Here is an 18,897-nt window from a genome sequence, read left to right as displayed (position 1 = left end):
CTCAGCACGCGACGACCGTGCGGCACGGCCCCTGCCTCAGCGGGCCGCGATGTCGGCGCGCACGGAGCACCACACGTAGTAGGCGGGATACGTGAGCGAGACCGTCGCGACGGTCAGCTGCGCGGGACCGGAGGGCAGCAGCAGCGCGACCACGCACACGATCCCCCAGACGGCGCCGAGCACGTAGTGGCGGCGGCGGTCGGCGCGGTCCGGCAACTGCGTGGGATACAGGAAGCGCACGGGCGCGAGCACGAGAGCCGCCAGCACCCACAGCAGCACCGTGTTGAACATCCGTGGGGTCTGGAACAGCCACAGGTAGCCGATCACGACGTTCCAGTACGAGGGGAACCCCTTGAAGAAGCCCTGCACGGACTGTTTCGCGTCCACCCGGGAGAACCCGATCGCGCTGGTGATCAGCACGACCGCAACCGTCGGGAAGACAGGTGTGAGGATCAGTTCCGCCCGGACGGCCAGCAGCAGAGGCACGAAGACGAACGACAGGTAATCGATGATGTCGTCGAGGCGTCGCCCGTCGATCAGGCGCGCGGTCTCGGTGACCCGCGCGTGCCGCGCGAAGATGCCGTCCGTCGCGTCGATGACGACGCACGCGACGAGCGCGACGATGGCCAGCGCGAACTGCTCGGCCAGGATCAGGTGCGTGGCCGCGAGGACGAGCAGCAGGCCCGTCGCCGTGTACGCGTGCGCCAGGTAGCCGATCGCCTGTTCGCGGCGACCGGGATCGTTGGTCAGCGCGGCGGTGTCGGCGAGGGATGCGTCGTGGGTCACCACGGGCGGTGCCGCACGTGGGTCGGTCGGGGATCGTGCATGGGCTGGCAGGTCCCATCTGGAGGATCCGGATCACGCCGGACCGACCGCGCGGGGCGCGCCGCCCCGTCGTCGCGGTCACGGCGCATGATCTCGGCTGCTTTCGATCCTAACGGACCGGGGAGCGCGACGCCGGGATGACGGCATGCGGCGAATCACCGTCCAGCGCGCAGCACGCGGCCGGCCGCATCGCCGGTGTCGGCGCCACCATCGATGACCGGACGACCGCCGACGATGACGTGCTCCACGCCGGACGCGAACCGGTGCGGATCGTCGAACGTCGCGCGGTCCGCGACGGCGGCGGGGTCGAATGCAACCAGATCCGCCCGCGCACCAGGTCGGATGACGCCGAGGTCCTCGCGCCCCAGTCGGGAAGCGGGCAGCGACGTCATCTTGCGGACCGCCTCCTCGAGCGTGAGCACCCCCAACTCGCGCACGTAGCGGCCGAGCACCCGGGCGTAGGTGCCGTAGCTGCGTGGATGCGGTGTGCCACCCGCGCTGGGATCCAGCGTCCATCCATCGCTGGCGACCGCCACGTGCGGATGACGCATCACCGTGCGGACGTCGTCCTCGTCCATGCCGAAGATGACCATCTGCACCCGGTCCCGCTCCTGCGCGAGCAGGCGCAACACCGTGTCGATGGGATCCTCGCCCGCATCTGCGGCCACGTCGACGAGCATCCGCCCGCCGGCGTCGGCGTTCGCCCCGGCGGGCACGGCGCTGATCACCACCTGGTCGAGGTCGTAGTCGGAGGCCCCGGCGCGGACCTCGTGGACCAGATCGGCGCGCCGCTCCGGATCGTCGAAGATCGCCAGCATGCCGTCGAGCCCGTCCTCCCGGGCCCAGGCAGGCAGGAGGTTCGACAGGGTCGTGCTGGCCGCGACGTACGGGTACTGGTCCGCGGTGACGTCCAGTCCGTCGCGATGGGCATCGTCGATCATCGCCAGCGTCCGCTCGACCCTGCCCCAGTTCGACCGGCCCATCGCCTTGTGGTGGGACAGTTGCACCGGCGCCCCCGACCGACGTCCGATGTCGAGGGCCTCACGTACGGCGGCCACCGAGTCGTCGCCCTCGCTGCGGATGTGCGACGCGTAGAAGCGGCCGTGTCCGGCCGCGACCTCGGCGAGCGCGACGAGCTCATCGGTCCCGGCGTGCGACCCGGGCGCGTAGACGAGGCCGGTCGACAGGCCGAACGCGCCGGCGCGCAGAGCCCGGTCGACGAGCTGTCGCATCCGGTCGAGCTCATCGGGGGTCGGCGGTCGCCCGGTCATGCCCATGACAGCGATGCGCACCGCGCCGTGACCGACGAGTTGGGCGAGGTTGCACGCCAGCGGCAGGTCGTCGACGTGCGTGAGGTAGGCGTCCGCGTCGTCCCAGTCCCAGGCCAGACCTTCGTCGATGAACGCGTTGAGGTCGCGCAGGTCGTCGACGCGTGCGGCGGTCACGGGGAACGGAGAGAAGCCGCAGTTGCCACCCACCAGAGTGGTGACCCCCTGACGGACCATCGCGGCCGCGCGAGGGTGCACCGGCAACGTGAAGTCCACGTGCGTGTGCAGGTCGATGAAGCCGGGTGCCAACGCCAGGCCGTCCAGATCCACCGTCCGGCCCGCCGGCGCCTCCGCCGCGTCGCGTCCGACGGCGACGATCCGTCGGCCGGCGATGGCAACGTCAGTGCGTCGTGCCATTGATCCGGTGCCGTCGATGACCTGCGCGCCCATCAGTCGGAGATCGTTCACGCGTCACCCTCCACCGTCCGCTCACGCTCGAACCGTGCCGCACGGCGTCGTTCGTACCCACGACGTGACGTGCTGCGACCCGGTCGATGCGGATCCGACCGGAGCGGTGGCGTGGTCGCCGCCAGCGTGCCGCGAGCCGCCTTCATCGTGGGTCACCGCCAGATGCCGGGGACCCGCAGGCGCACCGGCCCGCTGACCGGACCGAAGCCACGCGGTGGATGGTCGTCCGAAGGCGGTGTCACCGCAGGGCTGTCGATCGGTGCGAGCTCCCGGAGCCGACGGATCCTCTCCTGCGCAGTGGGGTGCGTGCGCAGCAGCAGCTGGTCGGGCGAGCCACGGTGCGGCACCATGATCCGCTCCCACAGCCGGCCCTCGTGATCGTAGAGCGTGCGCAGCGCGTCGGCGAGACCCAACGGGTCACCGGTCAGCGTCGCGGCCGCGACGTCGGCGTCGTACTCGCGCGCGCGTGACAGGGCCAGCTGCAACAGCGTCACGACGGTCGGCACCGCCAGCAGCACGAGCGACACCAGCAGCAGCGACGCGAGCGCGGGCCTGGCGCTGCTCGACTCGACCATCATGGTCGCCCCGCTCACCACGAGCATGGCCAGCCCGGCATAGGCGATCGCGTGCGTGAGACGCCCGACCGTGTCGGCGAGCGTCATCATGCGCAGGTCGTCGGAACTGATGTGGCTGACCTCGTGCGCGAGCACGCCGGCCAACTGCCGCCCGTTCAGCGTGCGCAGCAGCCCGTCGGTGACGCCGATGGCCGACGCGTTGCGATCGCCGACGGCGAACGCGTTGAGCATCCGGGACGGGACGTAGTACAGCGCCGGCGGTCGCGGCAGTCCCGCGCGGTCGGCGAGGATCTCGAGCAGGCGGTGCAGGTCCCGCGCGGCGGCAGCAGGCAGCGGGCGCGCGCCGTACATGCGCAGCACCCACGCCGGACGCATCCGCGGGCGCAGCGCCAGCGCTCCGAGACCGAGCGCGAGCACCCAGATCACACCCTGGCGTCCGAAGAGCAGCCACGCGCACAGCGCGAGCGTGCCCACCATGCCCGCCAGCAGCACCACGCCGTGCAGCCGGTTGCGCCGCCGCTGACGGCGGCGGACCTGCGCGATCCGTGGGTCGGTCACCATGTCGTCAGAGCGACCGCGGCAGCCCGAGGACGTGCTCGGCCAGGTACGCCAGGATCAGCTTCGTCGAGATCGGCGCAACCTGGTACAGCCGGGTCTCACGCAGCGTGCGCTCGATGTCGTACTCGGCGTCCAGGCCGTACCCTCCGAAGGTCTGCACGGCCGTGTTCGCGGCCTCCCAGGAGGCGTCCGCCGCCAGCAACCTGGCCATATTGGCCTCGGCGCCGCAGGGTTCGTCCGCGTCGAACAGGCCGGCGGCGCGCTCGACCATGAGCGCGGCAGCCTCGATGTGGGCGTACGCGGAGGCGATGGGGAACGCGATGCCCTGGTTACGCCCGATCGGTCGGCCGAAGACCTCGCGCTCGCGTGCACGTCCGGTCGCGCGGTCGACGAAGAACCGTCCGTCGCCGACGCACTCGGCGGCGGCGAGGATGCGCTCGGCGTTCATGCCGTCGAGGACTTGGCGGAACCCGCTGCCCTCGTCACCGATGAGGTTCTCCGCCGGCACGACGACGTCACGGAAGGCCACCTCGTTGGTGAGGTGGTTCATCACCACGTACTGGTCGCCGCGCCGTTCGGCGAACGTCGTGATGGCCGTCGTGTCGGTGCCGGCGTCCCAGTGTCGGTCATCGCCGCGACGAACGCGTCAGGGTAGGCGCGGTCGGCGTCGAGGTCGCGCCAGTACCGGTCACCAAGACGGCCGCAGACATCCCGGACGCCCCGGCGCAGGTCGTCGTGATCCACGGGCGTCACGACGCGGCGTCGTCCACGGCGGTGTGGTCGGGCTCCGGCCGTGGCCGCTGCGGCCCGTGACCGCGTCGGTACACCATGATCGTCCGCTCGAACGTGATGACGGTCGTGCCGTGCTGGTTGTACCCGGTGGTCGCCACTGTGACGATCCCCACGTCGGGGCGCGACCGCGACGCGCGCGCGGCGGTGACCGTGGACTGCGAGTAGATGGTGTCACCCTCGAACACGGGCGCCGGCAGCCTGACGTCGTCCCAGCCGAGGTTGGCCAGTGCGTGCTGGGACACGTCGGTGACGCTCTGCCCGGTGACCAGCGCGAGGGTGAACGTCGAGTCGACGAGCGGCCGCTCGAACGTGGTCTGCGCGGCGTAGTGGTGGTCGAAGTGGATCGGGTTGGTGTTCTGCGTCAGCAGGGTGAACCACGCGTTGTCGGTCGACGTGATCGTCCGACCCAGCGGGTGCCGGTACGTGTCACCCACCGCAAGATCCTCGAACCAGCGACCCTGCCACCCGTCGATCAGCGCCACGTCGTCTCCCGCGTCGTCTTCCCTGTGAGCGTAGTCACGGCCGGGGCACTCAGTGGCGGCCGGTCAGCGCGGGCGCCGACGGCGGGGCGAGCAGGGCGACCGCTCCGGGCACCAGTTCCAGGTCGAGCGGCAGCGGTCCAACCCGCTCCCCGTCGGCGTAGCCGACCACACCGTCAGCATCGACGCGCACGCGGGTCGCGCGGACCACGCGCACCCGCGGGTCGCGCAGATGCTCCCCGCGGTAGACGCTCGGGAACACCCGGAGGAACGCGGCACGGGACATCGGCTGCACCACGAGCACGTCGAACAGCGCGTCGTCGAGCAACGCGTCCGGCGTGACGCGCATGCCGCCGCCGATCGACGGCCCGTTGGCCACACACACGAGCGCGGCGTCGGTGTCAGTGCGCGTGCCGTCTATCTCCAGCCGGTAGCGGATGCGCCGCAGCCACAGCAGTTCGACCAGCAGCGCCCGCACGTACCGGGACCGTCCCGGCGGCCATCGCAGGTGGTTGGCGCGTTCGTTGACCAGCGCGTCGAAGCCCGCGCTCAAGGCGCCGAGGAACCAGGTCCGGCTGCCGTCAGCCGCGGTGGCGCGGCCGGCGTCGGCGACGGTCGGCCCACGGTCGAGTGCGACGAGCAGCGTGTCGACCGCGCCGTCGGGGTCACCGCGGGGCAGCCCCAGGGCACGGGCTGTGTCGTTGCCCGAACCGGTCGGCACGACACCGAGCGCGACCCCGGTGCGAGGCACGACGTTCACGCCGAGGTGGACCATCCCGTCACCGCCGACGACCACGAGCGCGTCCGGCCGTCCCCGCGGCCCGTCAGCGACCGCCGCCACGGCCATGGCGTGCAACGCCGCCCAGTCGGCGGCACGCAGGAGCTCGACGTGGTGCCCACCCGCGCGGAGCCGGCCAACGATGCGGTCACAGGCCGCGGTCCACCGGCCGGACGCGGCCGCCGGGTTGACCGCCACCACGAGGCGGCGCGGTGGCGTGGTCATGGGCGCATGGTGCCACGCGCCTCGGCGGCCGCGCGACGCCGGCAGGTCGCCTGCGGACGTCGCCCGGACCGTAGACAATGCCCTGACGGCGACGTGCCCGCGTCGCCGCCAGCCGACGGCTCGAGCGAGATGCCATGGGTACCGCGACCGGTCGTGAGCACGCGCAGGGACCACTGCGCCCGCTTCGCGAGCGTCCGTTCCTCGACCTGTGGGTCGCCGCGCTGGTGTCCAACGTCGGGACCTGGATGGGCAATGTGGGCGCCGCCTGGTACATGGCCTCGCTGTCCGACTCCCCGCTGGTCGTGTCGCTGGTCCAGTCGGCGACGTACCTGCCCGTCGCCATGGTCGGCCTGTTCGCCGGTGCCCTGGCCGACGTCGTCGACCGTCGGCGCCTCCTGCTGGCCACACAGACCGGGATGATGGTGTCCGCGGCGCTGCTGGCTGCCGCGACCTTCATGGGTCTGGTGACACCCGCGCTGCTGCTGACGCTGACGTTCCTGTTCGGGCTGGCGTTCGCGTTCAACGGTCCCGCATCGAAGGCGGTCATCGACGACCTGGTGCCGGCTCGGCAGCTGCCCGCGGCGGTCGCGCTCAACGGCGTGGTCGTCAACATCGGCCGTGCGGCGGGGCCGGCGCTGGCCGGCGTGCTGATCGCCGGCGCGGGCCCCGGCGCGGTGTTCGCGGTCAACGCGCTGTCGTTCGTGGGCGCTCTGGTGGTCCTGGCGCGGTGGCGGCGACCGACACCGCAGGCGCCCGATCCCCGGGAGCGGGTCAGCGAGGCCGTGTTCGCGGGTGTCCGGTTCGTGCGCTTCAGCCCGCACATGACCGCCGTGCTGGTGCGCACGGCGGCCTTCATCGCCAGCGGCAGCGCACTGTGGGCGCTGATCCCGATCGTCGCCCGTCAGGAGCTGTCGCTCGAATCGACCGGCTACGGTGCACTGCTCGCGTTCTTCGGCATCGGCACGGTCGGCTGGACCGGCATCCGCGACCGGGTCGAGGAACGCCTGTCGCCCGAGACGCTTGTCTCGTCGGCGACAATCCTGTTCGCGCTGACGATGGCCACCGTGGCGGTGGTGCGGTCGCTCAGCGTGCTGTACCTGGCGATGACCGTGGGGGGCATCGCGTGGATCGCGCTGCTCACCAGCTTCAACGTCGCGACGCAGACGGCGGTCGCGGGTTGGGTGCGGGCCCGCGGGCTCGCGGCCTTCCAGACCGTCTTCATGATCGGCATGGGCGGCGGTGGCGCCATCTGGGGTGCCGTCGCGCAACGGTGGGGCGTCCGCGCGGCACTGCTGTCGGGTGCCGCCGGGGTCGCGCTCGGACTGCTGACCCGTCTGCGCTGGCCGATGGCGGACCTGTCACGCCTGGACCTGTCGATGGTCGGCGATCCCGGCCCGACGCCGGCGGACCTGGGAGACGACCCACCCCGCGGCCAGGTCCTGGTGACCGTCGAGTACACCGTCGACGCCGACGACGCCCAGGAGTTCCTGCGGCTCAGCCAGCAGCTCGAACCGGCGCGGCGGCGGACCGGGGCCACGCGCTGGGAGCTGTTCCAGGACACCGACCGTCCGTCCCGCTTCGTCGAGCAGTTCGTCGTGCGGTCGTGGTCGGCACACCTGCGGCAACACGAGCTGATCTCCGCCACCGACCGCGCGCTCGAGGAACGGGTCTGGCAGCTGCACGCGGGCGACACGCCGCCGCCGACCTGGCACATGCTGCAGGTGGACGGGAGGGCGCCGCTACGCCCTCAACAGCTCAACGCGACGGACGGAGGGAGGGACCGACCGGGATCCGACGACGCGCCCGACGGCTGACGGCCGGTGGGATGCTCAGGAGATGTAGCCGTGGTGACCGCCCGCGCCGACGACGTCGCCGCCGGACCGTGCCCATGCCTGCATGCCACCGTCCAGGTTGACGGCGTCGACGCCCTGACCACGCAGGAACTTCGTAGCTCGCGCGGACCGTGCGCCGGACCGGCACACCGCGACCACCCGGCGATCGGTGGGCACCTCGCCGATGCGCTGCGGAAGCGCGTCGAGTGGCACGTGCAGCGCCTGCGGCGCGTGGCCCGCCTGCCACTCATCAGCGCGCCGCACGTCGAGCAGCATCGCCCCGTCGGCCAACAGCTTCTGGGCCTGCGCGACGTCGACATCGGGGACGCGGTTGAACACAGCCGGCTCCTCTCCGTGATCTGGTCCGCGCCACGGTAGCGCCGCCGTATGTCGATCGCGTCACGTCAGCGCGACGCACCTGACGTGACGTCGCTGACCCGACCTGCCACCCACGACGGCACGAGGGTGGTGAGCGAGCACCAGCTCGGGTCGATGCCGTCCCATCCGGGTCCGACCTCCATGACGGCCAGTGTCGCGGTCGCCATCCGCACCTGCGCGCCGGTCAGCACACCGACGAGCCCCGAGCACCACGGCTCGTGTCCGACGATCAGCACCGTTTCCCGCCTGCCGGCCGTCGTGGCGAGCGCGCTGAAGACTTCGTCGGGGGCCGCGCCGTACAACGCGTCGAGCTCCGTGACATCGGTCTCCCAGCCGCCACCGTCCATGGCGAGCTGCAGCGTCTCCACGGCCCGACGCGCCGTGGAGGTGAGGGCGAGGTCCGGAACACCGGACGCGGCGACCACCTTGCCTACGGCGCGCGCGTCCGCGGCGCCGTCGGGGGTCAGCCGGCGGTCGTGGTCGCGTCGCGCGAACGGTTGTGCCTGCGCGTGGCGCAGCACCTGGAGGGTGGGCATGGGACGTACGGTACCGTCGCGGCGCGAACGGCAGTGACGACACTGTCGTGGCGGGGCGGCCGCGCGGCCGGGCCGCGGCAACGCCGGGAGCGTCCGCCGCCACCTGCCGGGATCAGCCCGATCCGGCGGACGGGATCCGCACGACGTCGACGCTCCCGAACGCACCGATCGTGCGGACCTGCACCGTCGGCGCATCGGCGGGTGCCGCGGCGCCGCAGGGGGCGCAGTCGGTCGATCCGAAGACGACCACGCCGTCGCGTTCGACGGTGACCCCCTCGGGCACACGGATCTCCACCGACCCGAACGCGACGAGCGTCCCGACGCTCGTGTCCCCTGCCTCGAGCTGCGCGGCGGACACCGTCTCGGTGGTCGAGCCGAACGCGGCGCTCGCGACATCGTCGGCGGTGACGGCCCACCCCACGGAGACCGCGAACGCCGCCGCCACCAGGAGCCCGGCGAGCCACCGCCGCGCGCTCGTCCGCCACGCCTGCCCCCGCTCACGGCGAACGGCGGCCGGGTCGGCGGCGCGCAGCGGCACGCGGTCCGCGAAGGATCCTCTGCCGTCCTGGGATGAGAGACGTTCGCTCGCACGCGGATGGCGCACGGTGACATCGCCCATCACCGCGACGCCGTCGACGCGCACGACGGGGGCGTCTGGTGCGACGTCGCCGTCGATCTCGACCGTGCGGCTCCCCATCACCGACAGGCCGCGCAGGTCGACCGCGACGCCCTCCGGGACGACGATCTCGACGTCGCCCATGACCGAGATCGCGTTGATGACCAGCACGTCGCCCTGGAACTCGACGCCCTGCAGATCGATCAGCGCGTCGCCCATCACGGCGAGGGCCGTCGTCGAGTCGGCCGGGCGCCAGCGACCGCGCGTCTCGACCCGCGACATGATCGCGATGGCCGAGCCGCCGGTGCGGGCGGGCTGACCCCGCGGGCGACCAGCGGTGCCGCGCTGTGGGCCGGGGACGGTCGGCAGGTCGGCGAGGGCGGCGTGGAGCTCCCCGCGCGTGCGGGCCGCCAAAACCAACCGCATGCGGTCGCCGAACTCGTCGAACCCTAGGACGTCGTCGGCGAAGGCGGCGTGCAGGCGCGCCTCGGCGGCGTCGCGCTCCGTCGACGTGATCAGGAAGTCGCGGTGGGTCGCACCGGTGGGCGGATGCGACTGAGGTTGCCGTGGTGGCGGCACACCCGTCGACGGGTCGGCGGTCGGCTCGGTGTCGGTGGCAGGGTTCGTCTGCCCGGTTTCCCGCTCGGGTCCGGGCGTCGCTGCGGAGGCCCCACCGCTCACACCAGCGATCATAGGTCGCCAGGGCCCCGGCCGGGAGCAGACCTGCGGTCCGGATGTCTGCCGTCGACGCCGCCGGACCGTTGCAGTCGGACCTACCGCGCCGTCCAGCCACCGTCGACGACCAGCGAGCTGCCGGTCATGAACGCCGCGGCCGGCGAGCACAGGAACACCGCGAGCTCACCGACCTCATCGGGTTCGATCAGGCGCTTGATCGCCGGTTCGGTCAGCATGATCTCCTCGAGCACGCGGTCCTCGCTGATGCCGTGCGTCGCCGCCTGGTCGGTGATCTGGTTCTCGACCAGCGGCGTGCGGACGTATGCGGGGCAGATGCAGTTGGACGTCACGCCGTGCTCGCCGCCCTCCAGCGCGAGCACCTTGGACAGGCCCTCCAGCCCGTGCTTCGCCGAGACGTACGCGGACTTGAACGGCGAGGCGCGCAGCCCGTGCGCGGACGAGATGTTGACGATGCGACCCCAGCCCTGCTCGTACATGTGCGGCACGACCGCCCGCGCCAGGCGGAACGGACCCTCCACCATCAGCGTCCAGATCTGCCGGAACCGGTCCGGAGGGAATTCCTGCACCGGCGCGACATGCTGTATGCCGGCGTTGTTGACGAGGATGTCGACGTCGGTCGGCAGCGTGTCGAACGCGGCCGCGTCGGTGAGATCGGCCGTCACGGCATCGCCGCCGACCTCGTCGGCGACCGCGGCGGCACCGTCCCCGTCGACATCGACGATCGTGACCCGCGCGCCACTGGCGGCGAGCCGGCGGGCGCACGCGCGCCCGATGCCACTGGCAGCGCCTGTCACCAGGGCGCGCCTGTCGGAGAGGTCGACGGTCAGGCTCGGGATGTCCACGCGGACCTCCGTGGGGCGTCGCTGTCACCGCTGACGTTTCCACCGGCGAGCGCACTCTACGCGTCCGACGCCGGTGTCCGATTCCCGCCAACGCCCGCGCACAGACATGCCATCATGACGCCATGACGACCGTCGTGGACCGGACCCTGGAGTTCGACCGCTGCTACCGCGCGCTGGCGAGCCGCGACGCGCGCTTCGACGGCTGGTTCGTGGTCGGCGTGCGGACCACCGGCATCTACTGCCGCCCGAGCTGCCCCGCCATCGTGCCGCGCCGCAGCAACGTGCGGTTCCTGCGCACGGCGGCGGCCGCGCAGCGCGAAGGGTTCCGGGCATGCAAGCGGTGCCGACCTGACGCGTCGCCGGGCTCTCCGGAGTGGAACCTCCGCGGCGACGTCGTCGGCCGGGCGATGCGCATGATCGCCGACGGTGTCGTCGATCGGGAGGGCGTCGGCGGTCTGGCGGGACGGCTCGGCTACAGTCGCAGACAGCTCCAACGCCACCTGGTCGCCGAGGTCGGCGCCGGTCCGCTGGCCGTCGCACGGGCGCACAGGGCGCAGACCGCGCGCCTGCTCGTCGAGTCGACCGACCTGCCGATGAGCCAGGTCGCGTTCGCCGCGGGATTCGGCAGCCTGCGCCAGTTCAACGCCACGGTCCGCGAGGTGTTCGCCACCACGCCACGGGATCTGCGTCAGCGCGCACGCGGGGACCGGTCGGCGGCGCCGGGGTGCGTGACCCTGCACCTGCCGGCGCGTGCGCCGTTCGCCGGCGACCGCGTGCTGGCGTTCCTGGGCGCGCGCGCCGTCCCGGGCGTCGAGCACCACGACGGCACCGCCTTCCACCGCACCCTGCGGCTGCCCCACGGCGCCGGCGTCGCCACGCTCACAGCCGTCCAGACGGGACTGCGCTGTGATCTGAAACTGACCGACCTGCGCGACCTCGGTCCTGCGATCCACCGCTGTCGCCGGCTGGCCGACCTCGACGCCGACGCCCCGGGCATCGCCACGGCGCTGTCGGACGATCCGGTCATCGGCGCCCAGGTTCGCCGGGTCCCCGGTCGACGTGTGCCGGGTGCCGTCGACGGTGTGGAACTGGCCGTCCGCGCCGTCGTTGGTCAGCAGGTCAGCGTCGCCGCGGCACGGCACCTGGCGGCGACGCTCGTGGCCGAGGCCGGGGACGACACCGGTCTGTCGGACCCGCACGTGGGTCGCCACTTCCCCACCGCCGACGCGGTCGCCGACGCCGTCGACGCACTGGGCATGCCCGCCGCCCGACGCGCCACGCTGCGCCGGCTGGTCACCTCCGTCACGCGTGGCGATCTGCGACTCGACCCGGGCGCCGATGCACGCGCCACGGTCGCCGAGCTGTCCGGGCTGCGAGGGATCGGACCTTGGACGACGGGCTACATCGCCATGCGTGCGTTGCACGACCCCGACGCGCATCCCGCGGGCGACGCAGCCGTCCGCCGTGCGCTGCGTGTCCGCGGCGTGGAACCCGACGAGCACGACACCACACTCCAACGGTGGCGTCCCTGGCGGGCGTACGCCGTGATGCACCTGTGGGCACGACCCGACGACGACTGGACCTGCCGTGAGCTACTGGATCACCACTGAGACCCCGGGCGGACCGTTCACGGTCATCGCCGACGACGACGACGCCGTGCTCGCCGCCGGCTGGACACAGGATCGCGCAACGCTGCTGTCACGCATCGCTGGGGACCTGCGCCCGGATGCACCAGTGGCACGATCGGGCCACACCCCCGCCGCGGACGCGGCGCTCGCCTACTGCGACGGCGACCTCGCGGCGCCGGCGGGTGTCGCCGTGCGGCAAACCTCGGGGCCATTCGTGACCGACGCCTGGACCACCCTGCGTGGCGTGGAGGCCGGTGAGGTGGTCACCTACACCGAACTGGCCCGGCGGGCGGGCCGGCCGGCCGCCGTGCGTGCCGCGGCCAGCGCGTGCGCGTCCAACCCCAGCGCACTGTTCGTTCCGTGCCACCGCGTCGTTCGTCGTGATCGCGGCCTCGGTGGCTTCGCGTGGGGGCTGGACGTCAAGCGCTGGCTCCTCGGTCACGAACAGGTGGCGGACCGCGTGGGTGTGTTCGGCGGCTGAGCCGCGCCCGGCCACCCAGCTGCCGTGTCGCCCGCGCGTGCCGGGCGGGCCATGACGGGCTATCGCAGATGTGGGGTGTCATCCGCGCGCACGGCGGCCAGCCACCGGTAGCCGGAACCGGAGATGGTGAACGTCGACGCCCCGTCCAGCGCCTCGTAGTCGCGGTCGCTGAACACGTCGGTCAGGGTGCCGTACCGCCCGGCGTCGGGCACCGCGACCGCACGCTCGTCACGGGCGAGGTTGTGCACGACGATCATCGTGCGCTCCTCCCAGTCGACGCGCGTGACCAGCAGTGCCGGGTCGTCGACGTCGAGCACGGTCGCCGTGCCCCATCCCAGTTCGGGCGACTCCCTGCGGATGCGCAGCGCGCGCTCCATCCAGTTGAGCAGCGATCGACGGTTCCGGCGCTGATCCAGCACGTTGCGCTCGGCTGGGGTGAACCCGTCCGCCGACACCATCGGGCGGACCAGATCGTCGGGTGCCGCCGTCGAGAAGCCGCCCGACGCGTCACCGGACCACTGCATCGGCGTGCGCACGGCCATCCGGCCCTCCAGCGACAGTTCGTCGCCCATGCCGATCTCCTGGCCGTACCAGAGCACGGGTGCACCGGGCAACGTCAGCAGCAGGCTGTACATCAACCGCATGCGCTCCTCGTCGGCATCGAGCATCGGGGGCATGCGACGACGGATGCCGCGGTCGAAGATCCGCACGTCGTGGTCGAGGGCGTAGGCGTCCATGACCACCTCCCGCTCCTCGTCGGGCAGGCGCGACAGGTTCAGCTCGTCGTGGTTGCGGATGAAGTTGAACCACTGGCACAGATCGGGCGGCTTCGGCGTGTCACGGATGTGGCGGGCGAGCACCGTCGCGTCCTCGTCGCACAACGCGAGGAACAGCGCGCCCGACAGGATGAAGTTGAACAGCCCGGTCATCTCGTCGCCGGTGTCGCCGAAGAACGCCTCACGGTCGCCGGGGTCGAGGTTGACCTCACCGAGCATGATGGCATCTCCACGACGGCGGTCGAGGTAGCGCCGCATGTCGTGCAGCAGGACGTGCGGATCCCCGGGCATCTCCTCCTCGATGGCCGTCTCCTCGATCAGGTACGGCACGGCATCGACGCGGAAGCCCGACACGCCGAGTTGCAGCCAGAAGCCCATGATGCGGTGGATCTCGTCGATGACCTCGGGATTGCCGACGTTGAGGTCGGGCTGCTCGGCGTAGAACCGGTGCAGGTAGTACATCTGCGCCTGGTCGTCCCACTCCCAGTTCGAGTCCTCCACGTCGGGGAAGATGACGTCCCGTTCGTCGTCGGGACGCTCCTCGAGCCACACGTACCAGTCGCGGTACGGCGAGTCGGGGTCGCTGCGGGCGGACTGGAACCACGGGTGCTCGTGCGACGTGTGGTTGACGACCAGGTCGGTGATCACCCGGATCCCGCGCTCGCGTGCGGCGTGCAGGAACTCGACGAAGTCACCCAGCGTCCCCAGCCGCGGATCGACGTTGTAGAAATCGGTGATGTCGTAGCCGTCGTCGCGGTTCGGGCTGGGGTAGAAGGGCATCAGCCACACGCAGGTGACGCCGAGGCCGGCAAGGTAGTCGACGCGCTCGGTCAGGCCCCGGAAGTCGCCGACCCCGTCCCCGTCGCCGTCCATGTATGTCTCGACGTCGAGGCAGTACACGATCGCGTTCTTCCACCAGACGTCGCTGATCGCGCTGCTGACCATCGTCGCTCCTCCCATCGTCGTCCCGGCGGTTCGTGCGTTTCGACCTTGCCCCGCAGGGCATCTGACACGCCGGACGCGCCCAAGGAGCCTGCACCATGTCGGATCTTCACACACGAATGATCATCTTCGGCGCGGCCGGGGACCTGACAGCGCGCCTGCTGCTGCCGGCGATCGCGCACCTTCGCGCCGAGGACGCCCTGCCGGACGACCTGCGCATCATCGGCGTCGACCGGCGCGACTGGGACGACGCCGGGTTCCGTGAGCACGCCGGCAATGCACTCGACGAGCATGCCGATGAGGACGACGACGTCCGCGCATGGGTGACCGATCACCTCGCGTACGCCATCGCCGACGTGACCGACAGCGACGCGGTCGCGGCGGCCATCGGCGAGATCGACGGGCCGTTCGTCGCGTACGTCGCGCTGCCCCCGCCGCTGTTCGGGGCGACCCTCGAGGCGTTGGCCACCGCCGGTGTGCCCGATGGCAGCCTGATCGCGATCGAGAAGCCGTTCGGGACCGACCTGGCGTCGGCCCGCGAGCTCAACACCCTGCTCGCCAGGCGCTTCGGCGACGTCACGATCTTCCGCAACGACCACTTCCTGCACTCGCAGACCGTGCAGAACATCGCCGGCATCCGCTTCGCCAACCGCCTGTTCGCGCCGCTGTGGGAAGCCGGCCACATTGCGGGCGTCGAGATCACGTGGGACGAGACGCTGACACTGGAGGGACGTGCCGGCTACTACGACGGGGCCGGCGCGCTGCGCGACATGCTGGCCAACCACCTGCTGCAGATCCTGTGTCTGCTGGCCATGGAGCCCCCGCCGTCGTTCGACGACCGCGACCTGCGGGACGCCAGGTTCGGCGTGCTACGGGCGATCCCGACGCCCGACGAGGCATGGATCCGCGAGCACACGGTCCGGGCCCGCTACACGGCGGGCACGATCGGCGACCGCCAGGTGCCCGACTACACCGCCGAGGACGGCGTCGACCCGGCTCGCGGCACCGAAACGCTCGCACAGATCACCCTGCCGGTGCGCAACTGGCGCTGGACCGACGTGCCGTTCACGCTGCGTTCCGGCAAGGCGCAGGGCACGAAGCGCGCCGAGGCGGTCATCCACCTGCGGCAGGTCCCCCACGCGGTGTTCGCCGACGTAGAGGACTGCACGCCGAACATCGTGCGCATCGGACTCGACCCGCCCGCTCTCGAGGCGCACCTCAACATCAACGATGAGGGTGACCTGATCGGACTCGAGCCCGTCACGCTGGACACCGCGCTGCCCGAGCCGCCGCGCCCGGCCTATGCCAGCCTGATCCTCGACGTCCTGCGCGGTGATCCGACGCTGGCTGTGCGCGGTGACGAGGCGGAGGAGGCGTGGCGGATCATGCAACCTGTCGCCGACGCGTGGGCCGACGACGTCGTGCCCATGCGCACGTACGAGGCGGGCACCAACCCCGAGTGGTGACGCGGGTGCCGGCGATCAGCCGGACCCGTACCCCCGTCCTCGGCGCCGCCGGTAGCCGACCGGCAGGGGCCGTTGCGGGCGCTGCCCCAGGATCAGGGTGAAGACGATGCCCGCGACGAAGCCGGCGACGTGCGCGAGGTAGGCGATGTCGGCGCCGGCCTGCCCCGCAACCCGGTCGGTGAAGATCTGCAGCACGAACCAGATGCCCAGCACCACGACCGCAGGCAGCGGCAGGATGAAGAACGGTGGGATCAACACCCGCACCAGTGCCGTCGGGTACATGACCAGGTAGGCGCCGAGGACACCGGCGATCGCCCCGGATGCCCCCACGAGCGTCATGGTCGACGTCGGATTGGCAGCGGCGAACATCACGGTCGCGACGACACCACACGCCAGGTAGAAGACAAGGAACTCGGCGCGTCCCAGCCGGTCCTCCACGTTGTCTCCGAACACCAGCAGGTACAGCATGTTGCCGAGCAGGTGCCACCAGCCACCGTGCAGGAACATCGCGACCAGCACCGACCCTGCGACGCTCTTGTCGGACATCGCCTCGAGCCCGCACCGGGGATCGACGGCCGTGTCGAGCTCGCGCTGGTCGAGGGGATGGCGTTCGATGATCTCATCGGGCACCGCGCCCCACCGGGCGTAGAACGCGCTCTGCTCGCAGACGTCGCCACCCCACGGCTGCCACAGGACGAACACGCAGACGTTGAGCGCGATGAGCACCAGCGTGACCACGCCCCGGCGACGCGTCGGGTTGAAGTCGCCCAGTGGGATGGCCATCACGAAAGTGTGCCGCGGCGCTACGCTACGCGTCGGCGTCGCCGCCATGCGCCCGTAGCTCAGGGGACAGAGCAAGCGGCTTCTATCCGCAAGGTCGGGGGTTCGAATCCTCCCGGGCGCGCAGGTCGGTGTTATCGTGGCGTGCTGCAACACCACCCATGGTGACCGTAGCTCAGTCGGTTAGAGCGCCGCGTTGTGGTCGCGGAGGTCGCGGGTTCAATTCCCGTCGGTCACCCCATCCCGGCATCCTCACCCGCCGCCGTAGCACGAGAACGCGACCGACGTGGCGAAGTCGGTGGGGTCGTCGGCGTCGACCGCCTGCCGAGCCACCCACAGCGCGGCGGCAGGTGAGCGTTGTTCAGCCAGGCAGCGGTGCAACTCGACCATCAACCGGCGGGTCGACAGGTCTGGCACCGACACACCGGCCGCGACCAGCGCACCTGTACCGCCGGCCAGCGCCGTCGCCACCACGCCTTCCAGCTCGGCCCCCGCCAACGTGCCGGGACGACCGAGATCGCAGGCCGCCAGGATCCAATGGTGCGCCGGGGCCTCCATCTGATCGAGGTCGTGCAGCGTCAGCGAGCCATCGCTGAGCACCAGCGAGGAGAATGTGGGGCTGTCCGCGCGGAGGGTCCCGTGCGCCGCGACATGCACCAGCCGTGCCCCGCTGGCAGCGCGGCGCACCTGCGCACACGATGCGTCCGGATCGGCCAGCACATGCGCTCGCCCATGTATGCCCGCCAACTCGTCGACCTCCGCCGTCCCGTGCTCGACGTCGGGGCCGGCGACGAGGACCACCCGGTCGCCGGCAGGCTCCCGTCGCGTGCTGCGCCGCCAGGCGGTGGCGGACGGCGCCACGCACAGCGGTTGGTCCGCCAGCGGACCGAGCATCCCCCAGGGGACGGCCATGAGCTGGTTCTGCGCGACCACGACCACCTCGCCGATACCCGGCACCAGGTCGGAGAACGGATCGACGAGCTGGGCACGCAACCGATCGAGTGAGTCGTCCGCGCTCGCAAACGCCGCGCGGACGGCGCCGGCGGATCGCGGCTGCGCGAGCCGGCGCAGCGCGAACGCGAGGTGCTGACCCGCCGTCCGGACCTCGTGGAGGTCGCCGAGCATCCTGCACCGGAAGCCGTGATCTGTGACCGCGACCGCATGGATCTGCCCGTCGATGACGCCGTACTGCAACAGCAGCCGATCGTCGAGGTCGGCCCGCAGCTCGCGCATGGATCGAACCGACGGCGCCGTCAGATCGTCCGGGCCACCCTTCAGCGTCCAGCTCGCGCTGCGGATGCGACGTTCGGCCGCACGGACGCGACGCAGCACGTCTGCACGATCGGACGCAGCATCCGGTGGCAGGTCCAGCAGCGCACGTTCGTCGGCGCGCCGCATCGCGAGCAGCTCCTGGAGGCGTTCGTCCGAGGGCGTGCGCCCTCCGACGAAGGCCGTCGCGTGCCCGCGCTCGATCCAGTTCCAGATCTGCTCCCCACGACCGGAGCGCAGCGCGCAGCGCAACCCGATCTCGGCCAGGACACGGCCGTGCGCCGCCGCGCGCGTGCGCAACTCGACCGACGCAAACGTGGCCTGGTAGTTGGCGAGCTCGTCGAGACCGCGCCGGCACACCTGCCCTATGCGTCGCGCATCAGCCGTGATCTCCGCGCTCCGCGCCGCCGCGTGGTACCCCTGCAGCCGCAGGACCGCGGTACCACGCCCGGCCATCCGTGCCGCGCGATCGAAGGCCGCGACCGCGGCCGTGTCGTTACCGCGGGCAGCAGCGACCTCCCCGTACAGGTGCGCGGCCTCGACGCGACCGCGCCCGTTGCCGATCTCGGCCATCTCTTGTTCGAGCCGGCGGAGGTTCCGCAGGATGGCGGCGTCGCCTCCGCCGGATGCGACCTGTGCCGACAGCCGCAGCAGCGACGCCGCGGCGCGCCAGCCGACGCGGCGTTG

The 18,897-nt window shown here is 71.7% G+C and carries 17 protein-coding genes and 2 tRNA genes; 6 read left to right on the top strand and 13 right to left on the bottom strand.

Annotated elements, in window-relative coordinates; translation table 11 throughout:
• Positions 1-36: 36 nt before the first annotated feature.
• From VFZ70_09795 to VFZ70_09770, 6 genes are all read right to left on the bottom strand, one after another.
• Positions 37-789 (bottom strand): CDP-alcohol phosphatidyltransferase family protein, encoded by a 753-nt coding sequence (locus VFZ70_09795; GenBank protein ID HEX6256088.1) that lies wholly within the window; start codon positions 787-789, stop codon positions 37-39.
• 191 nt (positions 790-980) lie between these two features.
• Positions 981-2,561, bottom strand: a complete 1,581-nt coding sequence (locus tag VFZ70_09790; protein ID HEX6256087.1) for a D-aminoacylase — start codon at positions 2,559-2,561, stop codon at positions 981-983.
• Between the two features lie 152 nt (positions 2,562-2,713).
• Complete coding sequence (locus VFZ70_09785; protein HEX6256086.1) at positions 2,714-3,697, bottom strand: zinc metalloprotease HtpX; 984 nt, start codon at positions 3,695-3,697, stop codon at positions 2,714-2,716.
• Between the two features lie 4 nt (positions 3,698-3,701).
• Positions 3,702-4,244, bottom strand: coding sequence for an acyl-CoA dehydrogenase family protein (locus tag VFZ70_09780; protein HEX6256085.1), 543 nt, complete (start codon positions 4,242-4,244; stop codon positions 3,702-3,704).
• A gap of 199 nt (positions 4,245-4,443) precedes the next feature.
• Positions 4,444-4,968 (bottom strand): MaoC family dehydratase, encoded by a 525-nt coding sequence (locus VFZ70_09775; protein ID HEX6256084.1) that lies wholly within the window; start codon positions 4,966-4,968, stop codon positions 4,444-4,446.
• 49 nt (positions 4,969-5,017) lie between these two features.
• Entirely contained in the window at positions 5,018-5,968 is a 951-nt protein-coding gene (locus VFZ70_09770; protein ID HEX6256083.1) for a diacylglycerol kinase family protein, read from the bottom strand.
• Positions 5,969-6,102: 134 nt separating this feature from the next.
• On the opposite strand from VFZ70_09770, the gene VFZ70_09765 reads away from it, so the two are divergent.
• Positions 6,103-7,782, top strand: coding sequence for an MFS transporter (locus VFZ70_09765; protein HEX6256082.1), 1,680 nt, complete (start codon positions 6,103-6,105; stop codon positions 7,780-7,782).
• Between the two features lie 15 nt (positions 7,783-7,797).
• Here the strand turns inward: VFZ70_09765 and VFZ70_09760 are convergent, their stop codons facing one another.
• From VFZ70_09760 to VFZ70_09745, 4 genes are all read right to left on the bottom strand, one after another.
• Complete coding sequence (locus VFZ70_09760) at positions 7,798-8,139, bottom strand: rhodanese-like domain-containing protein (GenBank protein ID HEX6256081.1); 342 nt, start codon at positions 8,137-8,139, stop codon at positions 7,798-7,800.
• A gap of 65 nt (positions 8,140-8,204) precedes the next feature.
• On the bottom strand, positions 8,205-8,714 hold the full coding sequence (locus VFZ70_09755) for a histidine phosphatase family protein (GenBank protein HEX6256080.1): 510 nt from the start codon (positions 8,712-8,714) through the stop codon (positions 8,205-8,207).
• Between the two features lie 112 nt (positions 8,715-8,826).
• The gene (locus VFZ70_09750; protein HEX6256079.1) at positions 8,827-10,011 is read right to left on the bottom strand and encodes a DUF1707 domain-containing protein; all 1,185 of its coding nucleotides are present in this window, start codon (positions 10,009-10,011) and stop codon (positions 8,827-8,829) included.
• Positions 10,012-10,103: 92 nt separating this feature from the next.
• Positions 10,104-10,868: a 3-hydroxybutyrate dehydrogenase gene (locus VFZ70_09745; GenBank protein ID HEX6256078.1), complete on the bottom strand. Its 765-nt coding sequence runs from the start codon at positions 10,866-10,868 to the stop codon at positions 10,104-10,106.
• 122 nt (positions 10,869-10,990) lie between these two features.
• On the opposite strand from VFZ70_09745, the gene VFZ70_09740 reads away from it, so the two are divergent.
• Both VFZ70_09740 and VFZ70_09735 read left to right on the top strand, forming a co-directional pair.
• Complete coding sequence (locus VFZ70_09740) at positions 10,991-12,478, top strand: AlkA N-terminal domain-containing protein (protein ID HEX6256077.1); 1,488 nt, start codon at positions 10,991-10,993, stop codon at positions 12,476-12,478.
• A complete protein-coding gene (locus tag VFZ70_09735; GenBank protein ID HEX6256076.1) occupies positions 12,456-12,977 on the top strand; it encodes a methylated-DNA--[protein]-cysteine S-methyltransferase in 522 nt (173 codons plus the stop codon). Before VFZ70_09740 ends, VFZ70_09735 begins: the two co-directional genes overlap by 23 nt.
• A 59-nt stretch (positions 12,978-13,036) precedes the next feature.
• On the opposite strand, the gene VFZ70_09730 is transcribed toward VFZ70_09735, so the two are convergent.
• Positions 13,037-14,698 (bottom strand): alpha-amylase family protein, encoded by a 1,662-nt coding sequence (locus tag VFZ70_09730; GenBank protein ID HEX6256075.1) that lies wholly within the window; start codon positions 14,696-14,698, stop codon positions 13,037-13,039.
• Between the two features lie 95 nt (positions 14,699-14,793).
• On the opposite strand from VFZ70_09730, the gene VFZ70_09725 reads away from it, so the two are divergent.
• Entirely contained in the window at positions 14,794-16,161 is a 1,368-nt protein-coding gene (locus VFZ70_09725; protein ID HEX6256074.1) for a glucose-6-phosphate dehydrogenase, read from the top strand.
• A gap of 15 nt (positions 16,162-16,176) precedes the next feature.
• Here VFZ70_09725 and VFZ70_09720 read toward each other — a convergent pair whose 3' ends face one another.
• Positions 16,177-16,944: a rhomboid family intramembrane serine protease gene (locus tag VFZ70_09720; GenBank protein ID HEX6256073.1), complete on the bottom strand. Its 768-nt coding sequence runs from the start codon at positions 16,942-16,944 to the stop codon at positions 16,177-16,179.
• 48 nt (positions 16,945-16,992) lie between these two features.
• Here VFZ70_09720 and VFZ70_09715 point away from each other — a divergent pair.
• Both VFZ70_09715 and VFZ70_09710 read left to right on the top strand, forming a co-directional pair.
• Positions 16,993-17,065 (top strand) — tRNA-Arg (locus VFZ70_09715).
• A gap of 40 nt (positions 17,066-17,105) precedes the next feature.
• Positions 17,106-17,182: transfer RNA gene (locus VFZ70_09710), tRNA-His, on the top strand.
• A gap of 11 nt (positions 17,183-17,193) precedes the next feature.
• Here VFZ70_09710 and VFZ70_09705 read toward each other — a convergent pair.
• Positions 17,194-18,897, bottom strand: a 1,704-nt coding sequence (locus VFZ70_09705) for a CHAT domain-containing protein (GenBank protein HEX6256072.1), incomplete at its 5' end; no start/stop codon positions are given.

It is taken from the genome of Euzebyales bacterium, from assembly GCA_036374135.1.
In the GTDB taxonomy this organism is placed as follows: Bacteria; Actinomycetota; Nitriliruptoria; order Euzebyales; family JAHELV01; genus JAHELV01.
Note: the sequence above shows the minus strand (reverse complement) of the source record. Positions and strands in the feature narration are given on the sequence as shown.